Origin of the sequence: Streptococcus ratti FA-1 = DSM 20564 (assembly GCF_000286075.1) — a bacterium.
In the GTDB taxonomy this organism is placed as follows: Bacteria; Bacillota; Bacilli; order Lactobacillales; family Streptococcaceae; genus Streptococcus; species Streptococcus ratti.
In genome coordinates this window covers 922,096-940,889 of record NZ_AJTZ01000005.1, presented here as the reverse complement: position 1 = coordinate 940,889, position 18,794 = coordinate 922,096, and the positions used below count along the sequence as shown (strand labels likewise).

General features: G+C 41.5%; 11 protein-coding genes, 1 tRNA gene and 2 pseudogenes. 11 read left to right on the top strand and 3 right to left on the bottom strand.

Annotated features, from left to right (window positions below):
* Window positions 1–226 precede the first annotated feature (226 nt).
* From rnc to pheS, 3 genes and pseudogenes are all read left to right on the top strand, one after another.
* A complete protein-coding gene (gene rnc, locus SRA_RS06435; RefSeq protein ID WP_003088921.1) occupies window positions 227–922 on the top strand; it encodes a ribonuclease III in 696 nt (231 codons plus the stop codon).
* Window positions 922–4,464, top strand: coding sequence for a chromosome segregation protein SMC (smc, locus tag SRA_RS06430; RefSeq protein WP_003088920.1), 3,543 nt, complete (start codon window positions 922–924; stop codon window positions 4,462–4,464). The genes rnc and smc overlap by 1 nt, the downstream gene beginning before the upstream one ends.
* Before the next feature lie 402 nt (window positions 4,465–4,866).
* Window positions 4,867–5,130: pseudogene (pheS, locus tag SRA_RS10520) on the top strand (phenylalanine--tRNA ligase subunit alpha); the annotation flags it as partial.
* Between the two features lie 467 nt (window positions 5,131–5,597).
* Here pheS and SRA_RS10215 read toward each other — a convergent pair.
* Window positions 5,598–5,673 (bottom strand) — tRNA-OTHER (locus SRA_RS10215).
* 72 nt (window positions 5,674–5,745) lie between these two features.
* Between SRA_RS10215 and SRA_RS10210 the strand changes: the two genes are divergently transcribed.
* The 3 genes from SRA_RS10210 to pheT all read left to right on the top strand — a co-directional run bounded on the left by SRA_RS10210 (window position 5,746) and on the right by pheT (window position 8,927).
* On the top strand, window positions 5,746–5,910 hold the full coding sequence (locus SRA_RS10210) for a tRNA ligase subunit PheS family protein (protein ID WP_155960966.1): 165 nt from the start codon (window positions 5,746–5,748) through the stop codon (window positions 5,908–5,910).
* A 76-nt stretch (window positions 5,911–5,986) separates the two neighbouring features.
* Entirely contained in the window at window positions 5,987–6,508 is a 522-nt protein-coding gene (locus tag SRA_RS06420) for a GNAT family N-acetyltransferase (protein ID WP_003088916.1), read from the top strand.
* A gap of 13 nt (window positions 6,509–6,521) precedes the next feature.
* Window positions 6,522–8,927 carry a phenylalanine--tRNA ligase subunit beta gene (gene pheT, locus SRA_RS06415; RefSeq protein ID WP_003088915.1) on the top strand — a complete coding sequence of 802 codons (2,406 nt, stop codon included), beginning with the start codon at window positions 6,522–6,524 and terminating at the stop codon, window positions 8,925–8,927.
* Between the two features lie 254 nt (window positions 8,928–9,181).
* Here the strand turns inward: pheT and SRA_RS06410 are convergent, their stop codons facing one another.
* Complete coding sequence (locus tag SRA_RS06410; RefSeq protein ID WP_003088913.1) at window positions 9,182–11,752, bottom strand: bifunctional 2',3'-cyclic-nucleotide 2'-phosphodiesterase/3'-nucleotidase; 2,571 nt, start codon at window positions 11,750–11,752, stop codon at window positions 9,182–9,184.
* Window positions 11,753–12,163: 411 nt separating this feature from the next.
* Between SRA_RS06410 and SRA_RS06405 the strand changes: the two genes are divergently transcribed.
* Entirely contained in the window at window positions 12,164–13,366 is a 1,203-nt protein-coding gene (locus SRA_RS06405) for an IS110 family RNA-guided transposase (protein WP_003088910.1), read from the top strand.
* Between the two features lie 438 nt (window positions 13,367–13,804).
* On the opposite strand, the gene SRA_RS06400 is transcribed toward SRA_RS06405, so the two are convergent.
* Window positions 13,805–14,353: a TetR/AcrR family transcriptional regulator gene (locus SRA_RS06400; protein WP_003088909.1), complete on the bottom strand. Its 549-nt coding sequence runs from the start codon at window positions 14,351–14,353 to the stop codon at window positions 13,805–13,807.
* 139 nt (window positions 14,354–14,492) lie between these two features.
* On the opposite strand from SRA_RS06400, the pseudogene SRA_RS06395 reads away from it, so the two are divergent.
* The 4 genes and pseudogenes from SRA_RS06395 to cas7e all read left to right on the top strand — a co-directional run.
* Window positions 14,493–15,443, top strand: a pseudogene (locus tag SRA_RS06395) (CRISPR-associated helicase/endonuclease Cas3); the annotation flags it as partial.
* The gene (locus SRA_RS06390) at window positions 15,444–17,126 is read left to right on the top strand and encodes a type I-E CRISPR-associated protein Cse1/CasA (protein WP_003088905.1); all 1,683 of its coding nucleotides are present in this window, start codon (window positions 15,444–15,446) and stop codon (window positions 17,124–17,126) included. It begins immediately after the preceding pseudogene.
* On the top strand, window positions 17,126–17,722 hold the full coding sequence (casB, locus tag SRA_RS06385) for a type I-E CRISPR-associated protein Cse2/CasB (protein ID WP_003088903.1): 597 nt from the start codon (window positions 17,126–17,128) through the stop codon (window positions 17,720–17,722). Before SRA_RS06390 ends, casB begins: the two co-directional genes overlap by 1 nt.
* Window positions 17,712–18,785, top strand: a complete 1,074-nt coding sequence (gene cas7e / locus SRA_RS06380) for a type I-E CRISPR-associated protein Cas7/Cse4/CasC (protein WP_003088900.1) — start codon at window positions 17,712–17,714, stop codon at window positions 18,783–18,785. Before casB ends, cas7e begins: the two co-directional genes overlap by 11 nt.
* Window positions 18,786–18,794: the final 9 nt, after the last annotated feature.

Here is an 18,794-nt window from a genome sequence, read left to right as displayed (position 1 = left end):
GTACTTTAGCATCAATGAACCACTGCTGGTTGGCTTTCCTTTTGCCACAAGTCCAAAGCGGAAAACCTACCAACTGTGCAGGGGATGGGAATACGAATCAAAATTTTCAATTTTTGAGTTCTTTCCCACTCCCAGAATAAACAAAGAGGATTACTCAGAATTAGCTGTTCTGGGTAATTTTTGCTATAATAGAATGGTCTTAGTGACAAGAATGGAAAGGATTTATATGAAAGCACTAGAAAAAAAATTGGCAAAGGATTTTAATATTGTCTTTGCTGATAAGGAATTGCTGGGAACCGCCTTTACGCATACCAGTTACGCTAATGAACATCGTCTCCTAAACATTTCACACAATGAACGCTTGGAATTTTTAGGAGACGCCGTTCTGCAATTGACGATTTCTCGCTATCTGTTTGACAAATACCCTCAAAGGGCTGAAGGGGACTTATCAAAAATGCGTTCAATGATTGTCCGTGAGGAAAGTTTGGCCGGTTTTTCCCGAGATTGTGAATTTGACCGTTATATCAAGTTGGGCAAGGGTGAGGAAAAATCAGGCGGCCGCAAACGAGACACAATCTTGGGTGATTTATTTGAGGCCTTTTTGGGTGCACTCTTATTGGATGCAGGCATTGAAGCTGTCGAGACTTTTCTAGGTCAGGTTGTTATTCCGCAGGTTGAAAACGGCAATTATGAGCGTGTGACGGATTATAAGACAGCCCTGCAAGAGCTCCTGCAGGTGGATGGTGATGTTTTCATTGATTATGAAGTCTTAAAGGAATCGGGACCGGCTCATTCCAAGTATTTCGAGGTTGCTGTTGCTGTGAACCACAAGCAGCTGAGCCACGGAGCAGGCCGGTCTAAGAAATTAGCAGAGCAAGAAGCAGCCAAAAATGCGCTTGAAAAACTTCAACGAGGTTCCTAATGTTTTTAAAAGAGATTGAAATGCAAGGCTTCAAGTCCTTTGCTGACAAGACCAAGATTGAATTCGACAGAGGCGTAACGGCCGTTGTCGGTCCTAACGGTTCTGGAAAAAGCAATATTACCGAAAGTCTGCGCTGGGCTTTGGGGGAGTCGAGCGCTAAGAGTTTGCGCAGCGGTAAAATGCCGGATGTTATTTTTGCCGGAACCGAAAATCGTAAACCTCTCAATTATGCTCAGGTAACGGTTGTCTTAGACAATAGTGATGCTTTTATTAAGAATGCTCAGGAAGAAATTCGAGTAGAGCGTCATATTTATCGCAACGGAGACAGTGATTATCTGATTGATGGCAAAAAGGTCCGCCTGCGTGATATTCATGATTTATTTATGGATACTGGCTTAGGACGGGATTCTTTTTCGATTATTTCCCAGGGGCGGGTTGAAGAAATCTTTAACAGTAAGCCTGAGGAACGCCGTGCTATTTTTGAAGAGGCGGCCGGTGTTTTAAAGTATAAAACACGCAAAAAAGAAACTGAATCCAAGCTAAATCAGACCCAAGACAATTTAGACCGTCTGGACGATATTATTTATGAACTGGAAACACAGATTAAACCGCTGGAGAAGCAGGCTAAAACGGCTAAAGACTTTTTAGTTTTGGAAGCAGAGCGCAAGGAAAAACATCTGGATTTGCTGGTCTATCAAATTTTAAATCATAAGGAGCAGCTAGAGGATGAGCAAGGGCGCTTAAAGGCAGTAAAGCAAGACCTTCAGGCCTATTACCAAGAACGTGAACAGCTGGAGAGCAAAAATCAGCAGCTGAAAGGAAAACGCCACAGTTTAGCTCAGCAAATTGACCAAAAGCAAGCTGAGCTTCTTGAAGTGACACGTCTTATCAGTGATTATGAGCGGCAGATTGAGCTTATTAAACTCGAGTCCAGTCAGAAAGCGCAGAAGAAACAGTCCACTCAGGAGCACCTGTCTCAGCTGGCTATTCAAAAAAATGCTCTTAAGGATGAGATTGCTGAGAAAGAACGTGAGTTAGCCGATTTAGAAACAAAAAGTCGGCAAAAAAAGCAGGCTATTGAGGATTTAGAAACTGAATTGTCACGTTTTTCAACGGATCCTGACCAGATGATCGAAAACCTGCGTGAAGATTTTGTCAGGCTTATGCAGGACGAAGCAGATGTGTCTAATCAGTTGACTATTTTAAAGACTGAGATCGAAAGCCAAAAGCAGGAATCTGAAAATAAGACGGCTGAAGTCAAACAGTTAAAAGCAGACTTGGATGAGACAAATCGGCTGGCAGCAAAAGAAGCAGAGGCTTTAAAAGCTGCTAAAGATAAAGTTCAGAAGCTGCTGGCTGATTATCAGGAAGCAGCGCAGCTTGTCCGAAATCTGGAAGCTGATTACAATCAACAGCAGGACTTGATGTTTACCTTACTGGATGAGCTGAAAGAAAAAAGAGCTCGACAGCACAGTTTAGAGTCCATTCTAAAAAGTCACAGTAATTTTTATGCTGGGGTTCGATCCGTTTTGCAGCAGGCTGATCAAATTCAAGGAATTGTCGGTGCTGTCAGCGAACACTTGACCTTTGACAAAAAGTATCAGACGGCCCTTGAAATCGCTCTGGGCGGCAGCAGCCAGAATATTATTGTTGAGGATGAAGCGGCCGCAAAACGCTCCATTGACTTTCTCAAGCGAAACCGTCAGGGCCGTGCGACCTTCCTGCCGCTGACAACGATCAAGCCGCGGCGTCTATCTGAACAAAATCAAGCCCTTTTGACATCCAGCCAAGGTTTTCTCGGTTTAGCCCGTGACTTGGTGAGTTTTGATGAGCGTCTGGCCGGTATTTTTGGTAATTTATTGGGGGTTACGGCTATTTTTGACAGTGTTGACCATGCCAATCAAGCCGCGCGCAAACTGCGATATCAAGTGCGTCTTGTAACACTTGATGGGACAGAAATTCGTCCGGGAGGCTCTTTTTCAGGTGGAGCCAGCCGCCAGAACAACAGCACCTTTATTAAGCCAGAATTAGACAGCCTGACTAAAGAGTTAGCTGCTTTAGAAGACAGGCAGAGCCGGCAGGAAAAAAAGGTCAGTCAGGCTAAACAGGCTTTAGATAAGCAAAGAGAGGGTCTTTTGGAGCTTCGAGAAGAGGGCAATCAGGCCAGACTGTCTGAGCAAAAGGCAGATTTGGAGTATCAGCAGCTGCAGACCCGCTTAGAGGAGCAGAGTTTTCTTTATAAACAGTTGACGCAGGCTAACAGGCTGGATTCTACGCTCAATTTAGAAAAAGAACAGACCAATCTGGAGGCAAAACTTGAAAAAATAGCAACTGCTAAGGAAAAACTCAGTCAGGAGATTGCTCAGTTCAAAGAAGACAAAGACAGCATCCAGCAAAAGACAGCTGACCTCAGTCAGGAATTGTCTGCTCTGCGTCTGTCAGAGCGCGATTTAGCCAATACAGAGCGATTTGAAAAAAGCAATTTAAACCGCTTGTTTGCTGATTTGTCTGAACTGGAAAAAAATGAAGCTAATATGACTCAGCTTCTCAGTAGTCAAGAGGAAGATCTGGACGAAGACCGTCTGCCAAGGCTGAAAGAGCAACTAGCAGCCAGCCAGGTCAAAAAAACAGACAGTGAAAAAGCTTTGGTTCGTCATCGTTTTGAATTAGAAGACTGTGAAGCCCAGCTGGAAGAAATTGAAGCAAGCTTGTTAAAAGCCAGTCAAAAAAATGAAGAATTAATCCGCAGCCAGACTCAGCTTGAAGCTAAAATTGATCAGCTGTCTGCTCAGCTGCGCCACTTTGCTGGCAATTTAGCTGAAGACTATCAGCTGAGTTTGGATGAGGCAAAAAAACAGGCTCAAGCGGTGGATAATCCAGAAGCTGCGAAGATTCATCTAAGGCAGCTAGAAAAACAAATCAAAGAGCTGGGACCGGTCAATTTGGACGCTATTGCTCAATATGAAGAGGTGTCTGAACGTTTGCATTTTTTAAATGGGCAAAAAGATGATTTGGTCCGTGCCAAAGACCTTTTGCTGAGCACGATTCATGATATGGATAATGAGGTGAAGGCGCGCTTTAAGACGACCTTTGAGGCTATTCGGGAAAGCTTTAAGACGACCTTTACGCAGATGTTTGGCGGCGGCAGTGCTGATTTGCTGCTGACTGAAGGTGATTTGCTGACAGCTGGTGTTGACATCTCAGTGCAGCCGCCAGGTAAAAAAATTCAGTCTCTCAACCTGATGTCAGGCGGCGAAAAGGCTCTGTCTGCCTTAGCACTTTTGTTTGCTATTATTCGCGTGAAGACGATTCCTTTTGTTATTTTGGATGAAGTTGAGGCGGCTCTTGATGAAGCTAATGTTAAACGTTTTGGCGATTATCTCAACCGTTTTGACAAATCCAGCCAGTTCATCGTTGTTACCCACCGCAAGGGAACCATGTCTGCAGCTGACAGTATTTACGGTGTAACCATGCAGGAATCGGGTGTTTCAAAGATTGTCTCTGTCAAGCTTAAGGAAGCGGACTCTGTTTTGCAAAACTAAGGGCTTGCCTTTCTAAGTAAACAATATGAGCCTTTGCCTTTAGCGAATATTAATTTTGAGGTAGCTATTGTGAAAGTCTTTGAAATTTGATAAAATGATAACAATTGAATAAAAAAGTCTATGAGATTAGTAACTTTATGGCAGTCTGACAGGGAATGCGGGCCGTGACTGGAAGCCTGCTAGATGAAAGTTTAGTGAATTCACTCAAGAAGCAGACTTGAAAATTAAGGTCTGGCAGATGCTGGATAAAAAACGGATGGTACCGCGTGTCAACGCTCCGATGTGAGTGAGGGCAGGCGGTTTTTTAATGGACTGGCATTTTAAATTAAAGCTAGCCTTACGGCTAAAAGATTCGTTACAGCCAGCTTAGGACCGCTTATTTATACCTTATATGGAGGACATATGGATTTACAAACACAATTAGAAGAATTAAGAATGAGTACCCAAGATCAGCTGCAAGCCATCAAGGCTGAAAATGCCAAAGAGCTGCAGGAGCTGCGCGTCAAGGTTCTGGGGAAAAAAGGTTCCCTGACCGAACTATTAAAGGGACTTAAGGATTTGCCTAAGGAACTGCGGCCTGTTGTTGGTAAACAGGTAAATGAGGTACGCGATGTCTTAACCAAGGCCTTTGAAGAGCAGAGTAAGATTCTTGCAGAAGCCCAAATTCAGGCTCAATTGGAGTCAGAGTCGCTGGACGTTACCCTGCCTGGACGCCAGATTTCTATCGGGAACAGGCATGTGCTCAACCAGATTACCGAAGAGATTGAAGATATTTTCTTAGGGATGGGCTATCAGGTTGTTGATGGCTATGAAGTTGAACAGGATTATTATAATTTTGAACGCATGAATCTGCCTAAAGATCACCCAGCGCGTGATATGCAGGATACTTTTTATATTTCTGAAGATATTTTGCTGCGGACGCATACCAGTCCTGTACAGGCACGTACCTTGGACAAACATGATTTTTCTAAGGGCCCGCTTAAGATGATTTCGCCCGGACGTGTTTTCCGCCGTGATACGGATGATGCGACACATTCCCATCAATTCCATCAAATTGAAGGCTTGGTCGTTGGAAAAAACATTTCTATGGGGGATCTCAAAGGCACTCTTGAGTTAATCAGTAAGAAAATGTTTGGTGAAGACCGCAAGATTCGCTTGCGTCCCTCTTATTTCCCATTTACAGAGCCTTCTGTTGAAGTTGATGTCTCCTGTTTTAAATGCGGCGGTAAAGGCTGCAATGTCTGCAAAAAAACGGGCTGGATTGAAATTCTGGGTGCCGGTATGGTTCATCCAAGTGTTCTTGAAATGTCTGGCGTTGACTCTGAAGAATACTCTGGTTTTGCCTTTGGTCTAGGCCAAGAACGTATTGCCATGCTGCGCTATGGCATCAATGATATTCGCGGCTTCTACCAAGGTGACAGCCGCTTTACAGAACAATTTAAATAATGTCGTAAAAAGATAAGGTGTTTTGAGCAGCTTGCTTAATACTTGCTTGGCTGCCCAGAGGTGAAAGGAGCGGAAAATGGCACAGGTTGAAATTAGAAAAGTCAATCAAGATGAGATTCTTTTGCTGCAGGAAATTGCCATACAAACTTTCTGTGAGACCTTTGCTTTTGATAATACACAAGAGCAGCTGCAGGATTTTTTCGATGAAACATATACTTTGCCCGCTTTGACGTCAGAATTAGCTGACGAGCAATCAGAGACTTATTTTATTTTGGTAGATGGTCAGGCAGCAGGGTTTTTAAAAGTTAATTGGGGAAGCTCTCAGACCGAGCAGGAGTTAGCTGATGCTTTTGAAATTCATCGGATTTATATTTTGCAAGCCTATCAAGGTCAAGGATTGGGCAAGCAGCTCTTTGAGTTTGCCTTAAAACGAGCTCAAGCATCAGGTTTGTCTTGGGCTTGGCTGGGCGTTTGGGAAAAGAACTTCAAGGCTCAGTCTTTGTATGCTAAATATGGATTTGAAAAATTTTCTCAGCATTCTTTTGCTGTCGGTGATAAAGTGGATACAGATTGGCTGCTTAAAAAGTCTTTAAAGTAGAGAAAGGAAATACATGTTAGTAAGTTATAAATGGTTAAAAAAATTAGTAGATATTGCTGTGCCTAGTCATGAACTAGCTGAGAAAATGTCTACAACAGGTATTGAAGTTGAAGGAGTAGAAGTTCCGGCAGAAGGACTGTCCAAATTAGTCGTCGGTCATGTCCTTTCTTGCGAGGATGTCCCAGAAACTCATCTTCATTTGTGTCAAGTGGACACTGGTGATGATGAGCCGCGTCAAATCGTTTGCGGAGCACCCAATATTGTAGCTGGGATCAAGGTGATTGTAGCACTTCCGGGAGCGCGTATTGCGGATAATTATAAGATTAAAAAAGGCAAAATCCGCGGTATGGAATCGCTCGGTATGATCTGTTCCCTCCAAGAGCTGGGACTGTCTGATTCGATTATTCCTAAGGAATTTTCAGATGGTATTCAGATTCTGCCTGAAAATGCTGTGCCGGGTGAAAGTATCTTCTCTTATCTGGATTTAGATGATGAGATTATCGAACTGTCTATCACGCCTAACCGTGCCGATGCGCTGTCTATGCGCGGGGTTGCTCATGAGGTGGCAGCTATCTATGATAAGCCTGTTCATTTTGACGAAAAAGAACTGACTGAGAGTGACAAAAAGGCGGCAGATCTTATCAAGGTAGACATTGCATCTGAAAATGTGCTCACTTACAAGGCGCGTGTGGTTGAAAATGTGACCATTAAACCAAGTCCTCAATGGCTGCAGAATATCCTGATGAATGCCGGCATTCGTCCCATCAATAATGTGGTCGATGTGACCAATTACGTTCTGCTTTACTTTGGTCAGCCGATGCATGCCTTTGATTTGGACAAGTTTGAGGGCAAGGACATTCTGGCCCGTCAGGCTAAATCTGGTGAGAAACTCGTGACCCTTGACGGAGAAGAGCGTGACCTAGTGGAAGATGATATAGTCATCACCGTTGACGATAAACCCGTAGCCTTGGGAGGTGTCATGGGGGGCGCCGCAACTGAAATTGATGCCTCTTCTAAAAACGTTGTTCTGGAAGCCGCTGTCTTTGATGGCAAATCAATCCGTAAAACTAGTGGCCGCCTGAACTTGCGTTCTGAGAGTTCTTCACGCTTTGAAAAGGGTGTTAATTATGCTACTGTCGGACAGGCGCTTGATTATGCAGCAGCTATGCTGACGGAATTGGCAGGAGGACATGTTCTTGCTGGTCAGGTAAGTGCAGGAGAAGTTCCGACAGATGATGTTCAAGTGTCTACTAGCCTTGATTATGTCAACGTTCGCTTGGGAACAGACTTAACTTTTTCAGATATTGAAAATGTCTTTGCCCGCCTTGGTTTTGGTCTTTCTGGCAATGATGAAAAATTTACCGTTTCCGTGCCGCGCCGCCGTTGGGATATTAGCATTCAAGCTGATTTGGTTGAGGAGATTGCCCGGATTTATGGTTATGATAAATTGCCAACAACCCTGCCAAAGGCTGACGGAACTGTAGGGGAATTGACACAGACACAAAAACTCCGCCGCAAATTGAGAACTTTAGCTGAGGGTGTTGGACTGTCAGAAATCATTTCCTATGCGCTGACCACACCTGAAAAGGCAGTAGCTTTCACACCTCGTCCGACAAAACTGACAGAGCTGCTCTGGCCAATGACTGTTGAGCGTTCAGCCCTGCGTCAAAATATGGTCTCTGGAATGCTAGACACCATTGCCTACAATGTGGCACGCAAGAGCAGCAATCTAGCCCTGTATGAAATTGGTAAGGTCTTTGAGCAGACAGCAGATCCTAAAAAAGATTTGCCTAAGGAAATTGATACCTTTGCTTTTGCCCTAACAGGCTTAATTGCTGAAAAAGATTTCCAAACACCAGCGACACCAGTTGATTTCTTCTATGCCAAAGGTATTCTGGAAGCCATCCTTGCTAAACTTGATGTGACTGTTCAATTTGTTGCGACCAAGGAAATGGCTAACATGCATCCCGGACGCACAGCCTTAATTGAGCTTGCCGGACAAGTTATCGGCTATATTGGACAAGTTCATCCGCAGATCGCCAAACAATATGATATTCCAGAAACTTATGTGGCTGAATTGAGCCTCAATCTGCTGGAAGCAGCTCTTAAAACTAATCTGGTCTTTGAAGACATCACAAAATTCCCAGCGGTTTCTCGTGACGTTGCTCTGCTTCTTTCAGAAGAAATCAGCCACCAAGATGTCTTAGATGCTATTGCAGCCAGCAGCGTGAAACGCCTGACCAAGGTAAAACTTTTTGATGTTTATGCTGGTGAAAAACTGGGATTCGGCAAGAAATCCATGGCCTACAGCCTGACCTTCCAAAACCCAAATGACAGTCTGACAGATGAAGAAGTTGCCAAATATATGGAAAAAATCACTAAGTCTCTGACCGAACGGCTGGGGGCAGAAGTACGCTAAAATTGCCTTGCTTAGTGATTGTTACTTCTATGAAAAGTGAAAAGGGTGGAGACAAACCGATAAACTTTCGGTCTGTCTCCACCCTTTTATTTAATGATACTTTTCTGCCCACTAAAAGCGATTTTTATCTCATACTCTTCGAAAATCAAACTCAGACCTTATTGCCTTTGATTTGATGAAGGCAGTTCTGTCTGCATCTGCGTCGCCTAATCTGATTTTGATTTTCATTGAGTATCATTTTTAATGATTGAAGGCTAGTCTTTCTTGTTTTTCTTAATAAAGAGACCTGCCAGAGCAACAAAACTGTAACCAAACAAACTGTATAGCACACTGTGAGATGCGCTTGTATGCGGCAAAGTTGATTGGGCTTGGGCTGCTGTTTGAAGACCGCTGGTAGGAGCTTTGCCTGCTGTTTTCAAGGATGTTCCGGTGCTGCTAGGTTTAGCAGCGGCTGCTTGGGTTTCAGCGTAAGCCTTGGCTACTAGATTGTAGATGTCTTGGTGTCTGTCTTGACTCAAAGAAATCACAACAGTCGGCTTAGCAGCTGATGGAGCGGGTACTTTAGGATCCATATAGGTGTAGCGATACTCTGCGAAACCTTGCGAAGCGGACGGACCGACATAGGCGATTTCAGCATGGTCAGCTAAGTATTTTTGGGCATTTTCAGAAGAGAGAAAACGAATATCCAAGCCCTTAATGCTGTCTGTAAATGACCAGTTGTTATCGGCTGAAGGATTGATGGTTTTTTCAGAGACAATGTAGTCAATAATGGCCTGGCGGTTTTCAAGATTGAGCAGGCGTTTTTCTGCTGCATCCCTGACACCTGGGAAATTGCCAGTTGCCCGGTAGTTATTGCTGATGATAATAAAGGTTTGGTTAGGATCAATCGGCTTTCCCTTGTATTGAAGCTCACGGACACGGCTGGCAGCAGGATTGACCAGTCTGCCTTCCTCATCGTATTTGTTTGGCTGTGTGACATCAAATTTATAGGTCAAACCGTCAATCACATCAAAGTTATAGGAACGATAGCTGTTGTTAATCAGCTGCTGAGGTTCGCTCTTATTGGGATCTATTTGATTAAACTGCCCGGCAGACATTTCCAGCCACTCCTTAATTTGAGCGCCTGTCAGTTTAATAATAGCTGTGACATTGTCGTAGAGGTAAAGATCAGCAACATTTTTGATAGCGAGCGATCCAGCTGGAATATCAGTGTAGTAGCTAGCATCTCCGCGTGTTCCCGCCTTAAACGGTGCAGCAGCTGAGAGAATTGGGAGATTGGCGTCAGCAGTACCGGCTAATTCTTTCCTGCCGTACCAGATTTGTGCATTATTTACAATTTGAATGGACGGATCATCGAGCACCTGGGCAAAGTAACTGTTAATCGGTGCTGTTGTTTCGCCAACCTTTTGACGGACATAGTTTATCGTACCTTGGTGCTCTTCTTGGACCATGTCAATCAACTCTTGATCGGCAATGGACGAGGCAGTGTCAATTTTGCGGAGCTTGGATTTGCTGCTTCTTACCTGCCATTTGCCGTCTTTATAAGTGAGGCTTAGATCCATAATACCAAGATGGTCACCGAATTTTCCAGCCATAACAACCGGTTTGCCGTTGATGAGACCGTTAATATCATCAACACCTTTATATTTAGCGTAAAAACTGCTGCCATCGCCATTAGGAAAATCGGCATGTGAATGCCCTGTAGCCACAGCATCAACACCGTCAATACCAGCAAGGAAATAGCCCTCGTTTTCTTCGCCATTTTCGTATTGGTCATCACCAATACCCGAATGCGCCAGGACCAAAACAATATCAGCACCGGCCTCTTTCATACTTGGGACAATGGTTTTAACAGCTTCGACCGGATCGTCGACGGTAACCTTGCCCTCAAGATTGGCCTTATCCCAAACCAAAATCTGCCTTGGCAGAACACCTGTAATGCCAATTTTGATGGTTGTTTGTTTGCCTGCCGTGTCTGTGAAGACTTTGTCGAGAATAACATAAGGCTGGAAATAATAATAGCCTGTACGGGCATCGCGGACATTGGCATTGATGATAGGAACGTCTGATGTATTAACCATACGGTTGAGAAAATCAAGTCCGTAGTTAAATTCGTGGTTCCCCAGAGTTTCAGCATCGTAACCTAGCTTTTTAAAAGCTTCATACATGGGGTGGGTCTGTCCTTCTTTAACAGGATTAATGAGAGCCTTATAGGTACCAAAGGGTGTTCCTTGAATAGTATCTCCGCTGTCAACGAGAACGATATTGCTGTTTTCTTTACGGGCTTCTTCAATAAGTATGGCTGTTTTAGCAAGACCCACAGTTTGAGATACCTTATCTTGATAGTAGTCGTAGTTGACCAGATTGGTGTGGAGGTCAGTTGTTGAGAGAATACGCATATCTACGGTTTGACCTTCAACGGGGTCAGGTGTTTTAACAGCTTTTTTAACTGGCACAGCTGCTGCAGTCAGTGTATTCACCTTAGGTGCGGCAGTGTCTGTTTCCTTTATCATAGTTTCTGAGCTTCTGTCAGCTAAGGGAGCAGACTCATCAGGAGCCGTTTGAGTTGTTTCTGCTTGTGCAGGGGCTGGATTGGCTTGTTCTAGCTTGGCTTGTTCGGCTGTGCTGTTATAAACCCCCGAAGCAGGCAAGGCAGTGTCTCCCTTATTATCTGCCACGGCTGTACTGCTGTCTGCTGCTGGTGAAGCAGCACTTATATCATTAGCAGCAGGTGTTTCATCTGCTTGGGCAACAAGGCCTGCACCGCTGGCCGCAGCTAAAAGAGAAAGCACTAATACACTCTTAGACAAATACTGTTTGGACATAGTAAACTCCTTTATTCAAAAATATCCTTCAATTTCTATTATACAAAAAGAAAGCCCTTTCAGTAAAATAGAAGACGAAAAATGGGTAAAAAGTAAGTAAAAACCCGATTTCTGTTCACATTTTTGTGGGGATAAGAATTGAATCAGGGAGACTGAACAAAAACATACTAAGATTAGTAGTGAAGAAATCTCCGACGGGAGAGAGTACTCGCTACTTTTTTCATTCTCAAGATGATAAAGTAGAGGTGTCTTGTTAAGTCGTGTTCTCTCTAGGCGCTGGACGTCGTAACAAAAACTGGCAAGACACCTGTTTTAGGAAGAATGTTATCAAAGTATGTGGGACGCCAGACGTCGCGTATTGAAAATGACATCACTAAAACAAGGAATCATTCAAGACAAAGAGGTAATAGCATGCGAGTAGTATTTGGGATTGACGTGAGTAAGGTAAGTTCAGAAGTGGCTATTCTAGTCAACGGCGAGAAGGTTCATGGCTATACCATGCCCAATGATGCCATCGGCTTTGCTCGGCTACTTGGCGATTTGAAAACCGTCCACAAGCCAGAAATCATCTTTGAAGCAACAGGTGTCTACTCTCGCCGTCTCCAAGCTTTTCTAGAAGATAATGGCTATGCTTACACACGACTTAATCCCTTAGAAGCTAAGAAGCAACTGGATAGCTTGCGTGTACGGAAAACCGATCAAATTGACGCTGAAAAACTGGCTCAATCTCAATTTGTGCTGAATCGTAAACCGACTTATGTCCAAGAAGAAGTCTACCAAAACTTGCGGGATCTCAGCCGTTTCTATCAGAATCTGACTGAGGACATTGTTCGGGCCAAAAATCGTCTGCACAAGGTCTTGCAGGTCGCTTTCCCTGAATTGGAAACTATCTTGTCAACACCAACTGGGGAACAATACTGGAAATTGGTCATGACTTTTCCTTGTAAGGAGTTGGTCTTAGATAGGGATGGCAATAAACTCTTAGATAGTATTCGGCAATCCACTTCAAAACGGATTTCTGACAAACGTGTGGCTTACTTAGCAGAGAAGCTGACAGCACTAGCTAATCAGTCTTATTGTGCCGTTAAGAAAACCTCTCCAATGTTCGAAGAGATCCGTTACTATGCACAAGAATTACTCAGACTTTCTGAACGCAGGAAAGCTGTCTTAGACCAAATGGTTACTCTAGCTAAGCCTTTACCAGAATATGAGATCCTTCTCTCTATTCCTGGTATCGCTGAAACAACTGCAACAAGCATTATTGGTGAACTCGGTGACATTCGTCGGTTTCATTCTGCCAATCAAATCAACGCCTTTATCGGCATTGATCTTAGGAACTATGAATCTGGAAACTTTTTGGCACAGGAACACATTACCAAACGCGGCAACCCTTATGCCAGAAAGATTCTTTTCAAATGCATTCACAATATCGCTTCAGCTAGTCACACCAATCCTTGCCATATCGCAGACTTTTATGAGAAACGAAAAAGACAATCGCAAACGACTTCAACCAAGCCACACACGATTGCCTCTATACATCGTCTCATTCGGACAATGTATTACCTCATAACGCATAACAAACTTTACGATTATACTTCAACCCAAAATCAATAAAGGGGTTATGCACTATTATTGTAACACCTTATCAAAAAAATCACAAAATAAGGTGTTGGTTTAGTGTACACTTTTTAGATTTAAACAACTTAAAAAGATACAGTAGACTTTAAACATCTACTATATCTTTAAAAAATAGTTCTCAAAACCGTTGATAGACTTGACAAATGGTAGAAAAGAGAGCCCTTTCAGTAAAATAGAAGACGAAAAATGGGTAAAAAGTAAGTAAAAACCCGATTTCTGTTCACATTTTTGTGGGGATAAGAATTGAATCAGGGAGACTGAACAAAAAGAATGAAAGTAAATGTGCCAGTCCTTAATACTAATAGTTAAACCATGCTAAATCAAGCAATCCTCTATATATCTGCCATTACTGATTTTTATCCCAGATTGATGCTGCCTGACTGTTTTTTTGCTGGTACCCGATTAAGTATCAGTTTAATAAATGCCAAAGACATGATCAATCTTGGTAATCATTGAGGCGATTTCTTCCGGTGATTCGCGCACGCCGTTTTTGATCCAGAGAACAACAATACTCTCAATAGCTGCACACAGGCTGCTGACAGCATAAATTTCCGGCAGCTGCATACTGTCCATAATTTTTTTGACAGAAGAGGGACTGCTATGAATCACCTGTTCTAAAAAATTGCGGACTTTCTTAGGAAAATCAATGAAAGATAGATGAGAAACGATTTTGAAAAAGCTCTCATAGTCCTGTTTGACATTATACAGAGCTTTTGTGATGGAATCTTGATCGGCGAAACTATTATTCGTGAAAATAGCTGCAAAACGCTGTGTGACTTCCTGGGTGATAGAATCTGCCAAATCATTTTTATCTAGGTAGTGTAGATAAAAGGTACCGCGGTTGATGCCTGCAAGACGTGTGATGTCACTGATGCTGATTTCAGATAAAGTTTTTTTCTCAAGCAAGGCAATAAAAGCGGCTTTTATTTTAGCTTTACTTTGAGTTTGACGTACTTGGCTCATATTGATACTCCTTATCAAAAACAGGATTTTAGAAAAATAATTTCTTAAATCAACAGAATGTTTATTTTTGTTCTTGTCATTTTGTCACAAGCATTATACAATAAGCACCATATTAAATCAACAGACTGTCTAGTCTGAGACAGATCGTATTCGTAAAGAACAAAACTTGTTGCAAATGATAGGTAAAGGTGCTGATAGGCCTAAGAAAAAAATTATTGTTGGGACACAAGTCATTGAGCAATCTTTAGATATTGATTTTGATGTGTTGATTAGTGACTTAGCACCTATGGATTTACTGATTCAGCGGATGGGGCGCCTGCACCGTCATGATATTAAGCGTCCAGTAAACCATCAAAGACCCTATTTTTATGTGCTAGGTATGACTGACAATTTAGATTTTGAAAGTGGTACATCTTTTGTCTATGGAGATTATTTGCTGATACGAACGCAATATTTTTTGCCGGATACAGTGACTATTCCGGAAGATATTTCTTCTTTAGTTCAGAAAGTTTATAGGAATTCAGATATTGATTTTGAGGATGAAAATCTGAATAAAAAGTATCAGGTTGCCAAGAATGGACATGATGTTAAAATTGAACGTCAAGAAAATAAGGCAAAAAATTACCGGATTGCTGATCCCATTCTTGTAGAAAGTATAAGTCACAAAGGCAATCTGATTGGCTGGTTAAAAAATCCTAACCTTTCTGAAAGCGAAGAAACATCGTATTCTCAAGTACGAGATATTGAAGAAACCATTGAAGTTATCGCTCTAAAGAAAGTAGAATCTGGATATGGTTTGTTTGGTAAAGATAAGGATATTTCAGACTATATTACTGACTATCAGCTAGCAAGAGAAGTAGCTCAAAATACCTTACGGCTTCCACAATCTCTGTCTAAATCATATAATATCGATCAGTCAATTAAAGAGCTGGAAAACTATAATAATCAGCATTTACCAACATGGCGAAAGAGCACTTGGTTGAAAGGAGCGTTGGGCATCATTTTTGATGAAAATAATGAATTCGTTCTCAATGGAAGAAAATTACGATACAATGAAAAATACGGTATCTCAATGGAGGAGGTAGAATAGGTGGGAAAGTTTAATTTACTGAATGAGCCTTGGGTATCCGTGGTTTATGATGACAGAGGAGCAACCAAGGAAGTTTCTTTGCTAGACTTATTTCAAAATGCTCATAACTATAAAGATTTAGCTGGAGATACTAAAACGCAGGACTTTGCTGTCTTGAGAGTTTTACTAGCTGTTTTGCATACAGTATTTTCACGTTTTGATGCAAATGGACAAGTCTATGAATACTTAGAAGTAGATGAACGTTTCAGACAGCTAGAAGCAGTTGATGAAGCTGATTTAATTGATTATGAGGATGACTTATATGATACCTGGGTAAATTTATGGAACCGAGGTCAATTTCCTGAGATTGTTTCGCACTATCTCGAAAAATGGCGAGATCGATTTTATCTTTTTGATGAAGACTATCCATTTTTCCAAGTGAGGAAAGAGGATATTTCTGAGGAGAAGATTAATAAGGCAAAAGCTGGCTCGGTTTCGGGAAAATTTATAAATCGAACAATATCGGAGAGTGGTAATAAGGTATCTTTATTTGCACCACGAAGCTCACAAAAAAAAGAACTTTTGGGTTTTGGTGAGATTGCAAGGTGGTTACTGGCGTTTCAAGGTTATACTGGAACGGGTGATAAAACAAAATTTAACAATCTAGATAATGAAGTTAAATTATCTAAAGGTTGGTTATTTGATATAGGAGCAATTTTTGTAAAGGGAGAAAATTTATATGAAACATTACTATTAAATTGTATTTTGCCCTACTCTCAAAGAGACAATTTAGAACACATTCAACGACCTTGCTGGGAATTGGCAAGTAAGGAGTTGCTTGAAGAGTATCTCAGCGGTAAGGCTATTAATAATCTCTCAAGTTTATATACTAGTTGGAGTAGATCAGTATATATTAATCCTGAAATAGGTTTAGAGACTCCATTTTCAGTTCAAATTGTTAAACTACCCGAAGTTCCTCACCAGGATAATTTTTTAGAACCGTTTACTTTATGGAAATATAATCTATCAGGAGAAAGTAAGGGTAGTCACACTCCTAATAAACATTCTGTAAACCAGTCGCTGTGGCGTTCATTTGCCTTGTTGACTACGACAGTAGATAATCAAAGAAAGCCGGGAATTATTGATTGGTTAGATGTTTTAAAGGAGGAAATCGGAGAGCAGCAAATAATACTAAATGCGGTTAGCATGCAGGATGATGGTAATGCTACGTCATGGTTACCTACTGATGAAATTATTGACACACTTTCCATTAACGAGTTTGTCTTAACCGACCTTCATGAAAAAGGGTGGGTAACTCGAATCAATGATGTGGTGGAGGAAACTAAAACAGTGGTTTCAAGGACTTATAGGAAATTTATTACGGATATTAGGGAAATCCGGAATATAAAATCAGACGCATTTACTAGCCAAAAAGTTGAAGAATGTTATTTTAAAATAGACCAACCTTTTAGACAGTGGCTTTCAAGCATACAATATGAAGATGAAAAGGATCAAAAAGTTTTTGAATGGCGAGGAGAGCTTAAAAGACTTGTCCTAGAGGAGGCAAAAACACTTTTGCACGAGGGCGGTCCTAGAGATTACATTGGTATCGTTGATAAGGATAAAGGGACAGTAAAAAATATTGCCACTGCTTATGATCATTTCACTTACTGGTTGAATCAAAATGTAAAGGAGGGGAAATAATGCCAGAAGAATCTAATGGAACAGTGTATTCTGTGACAAAAAAGATAGTGACGAAGCTGACTAACCAGCTAGATACTTCAGCTGGCAAGGCTATGCTAGCAAGGTTAAGACATTCTGCTGGTAAACCCATTAGCGAAGCAAAAGAAGTCTGGCCAATTCTATTTGAAAATTTACCTGAGACATTTTTGAGCCAATATGATGATGCTAGTTATGAAGAAACAGCAATTCTAACAGCTATCCAGCTATATGCTTTGTATCAACAAGGTAGGGCACAAAGTGTTTTTGATGAGGTTGCTGAGAAACATCAAAATATCGGTTATTCACTGAAAAATCTGCGTAGAGAGGAAGATACGATTGCGGTGGATCGCAGGTTCAACACTATGATTACTGCTACAACATTTGATGAACTTACCCATCATCTTAGACACTTGGTCACTTTGCTAAAAGCAAAATCACCTGAAACTAAAATAGACTTTGCTCGTTTATCAGCTGACTTATACTGGTTTTTGCGAGATTATCCAGAAACAGTACGCTTAAACTGGGCACGGCAATATTATAAACATTCATCCAAGGAGGAAGAAGAAAATGACAACTAGCCAATCAAAACTTTTTTTAGATATTCATGTTATCCAAACGTTACCACCATCAAATATTAACCGTGATGATACTGGTAGTCCTAAAACAGCTCAATATGGTGGCGTTAGGCGTGCGCGTGTTAGTTCTCAGTCTTGGAAACGAGTTATGAGAGAGTATTTCAATACTAATGGAAAACAAAGTAATGTAGGTATTCGAACAAAAGAGATTGTACAATATATTGCTGATAAAATGATGGAGTTGGATTCTGCGATTAGTAATGATGATGCGCTTAAAAAGGCAGACAATATACTAAATAAAGGTGGAATCAAAACGAAAGATTTTAAGTCTAAGGCACTTTTCTTTTTAAGTGATACTCAGGCTAAACAACTTGCTCAAGCCGCTATCGATAGTGTCAATGATAAAAAAGAATTGCAGAAGATGATTACATCTAGTCCGGCTATTGATATTGCTCTATTTGGGCGTATGGTAGCAGATGATCCATCCCTAAATGAAGATGCTTCTTCACAAGTGGCACATGCTATATCAACTCATGCTGTGCAGACAGAATTTGATTTCTTTACGGCTGTTGATGATTTGGCTCCTGAGGATAATGCGGGAGCAGGTATGCTTGGAACTGTCGAATTTAACTCATCTACACTTTATCGCTATGCCAATGTCGCTATTCATGACTTAGCATTGCAATTAGATGATACAGAAAGTGTTGTTAATGCCGTAAAATTATTTGTTGAAGCATTTGCAAACTCATTGCCAACTGGAAAAGTTAATACATTTGCTAATCAAACTTTACCACAAACGTTGGTCGTGACTGTACGAACCGATCGGCCTGTTAATCTTGTGAGTGCATTTGAAAAGCCAGTCAAATCTTCTGAAGGTTATGTTAAAGAATCAATTGAAAAGTTAGCTAACGAATTTACCAAAGTTGAAAAAATGGTGAAAAAATCAGATTTAACCTTTTATGTTAGCTTAGAAGAAGTCGCTGAATTGTCAACAATAGGTGTAGAGAAAAATTCTTTACCAGAATTACTGGAAGATTTGTCAAAAGAACTCGTGAATTTGATGTAAGATGGGTGA

What these genes read in the sequence shown, in the direction of transcription:
- rnc (WP_003088921.1), top strand. Translation starts at nt 227, where the DNA reads ATGAAAGCACTAGAAAAAAAATTGGCAAAGGATTTTAATATTGTCTTT.
- smc (WP_003088920.1), top strand. Translation starts at nt 922, where the DNA reads ATGTTTTTAAAAGAGATTGAAATGCAAGGCTTCAAGTCCTTTGCTGAC.
- SRA_RS10210 (WP_155960966.1), top strand. Translation starts at nt 5,746, where the DNA reads ATGGTTCATCCAAGTGTTCTTGAAATGTCTGGCGTTGACTCTGAAGAA.
- SRA_RS06420 (WP_003088916.1), top strand. Translation starts at nt 5,987, where the DNA reads ATGGCACAGGTTGAAATTAGAAAAGTCAATCAAGATGAGATTCTTTTG.
- pheT (WP_003088915.1), top strand. Translation starts at nt 6,522, where the DNA reads ATGTTAGTAAGTTATAAATGGTTAAAAAAATTAGTAGATATTGCTGTG.
- SRA_RS06410 (WP_003088913.1), bottom strand. Translation starts at nt 11,752, where the DNA reads ATGTCCAAACAGTATTTGTCTAAGAGTGTATTAGTGCTTTCTCTTTTA.
- SRA_RS06405 (WP_003088910.1), top strand. Translation starts at nt 12,164, where the DNA reads ATGCGAGTAGTATTTGGGATTGACGTGAGTAAGGTAAGTTCAGAAGTG.
- SRA_RS06400 (WP_003088909.1), bottom strand. Translation starts at nt 14,353, where the DNA reads ATGAGCCAAGTACGTCAAACTCAAAGTAAAGCTAAAATAAAAGCCGCT.
- casB (WP_003088903.1), top strand. Translation starts at nt 17,126, where the DNA reads ATGCCAGAAGAATCTAATGGAACAGTGTATTCTGTGACAAAAAAGATA.
- cas7e (WP_003088900.1), top strand. Translation starts at nt 17,712, where the DNA reads ATGACAACTAGCCAATCAAAACTTTTTTTAGATATTCATGTTATCCAA.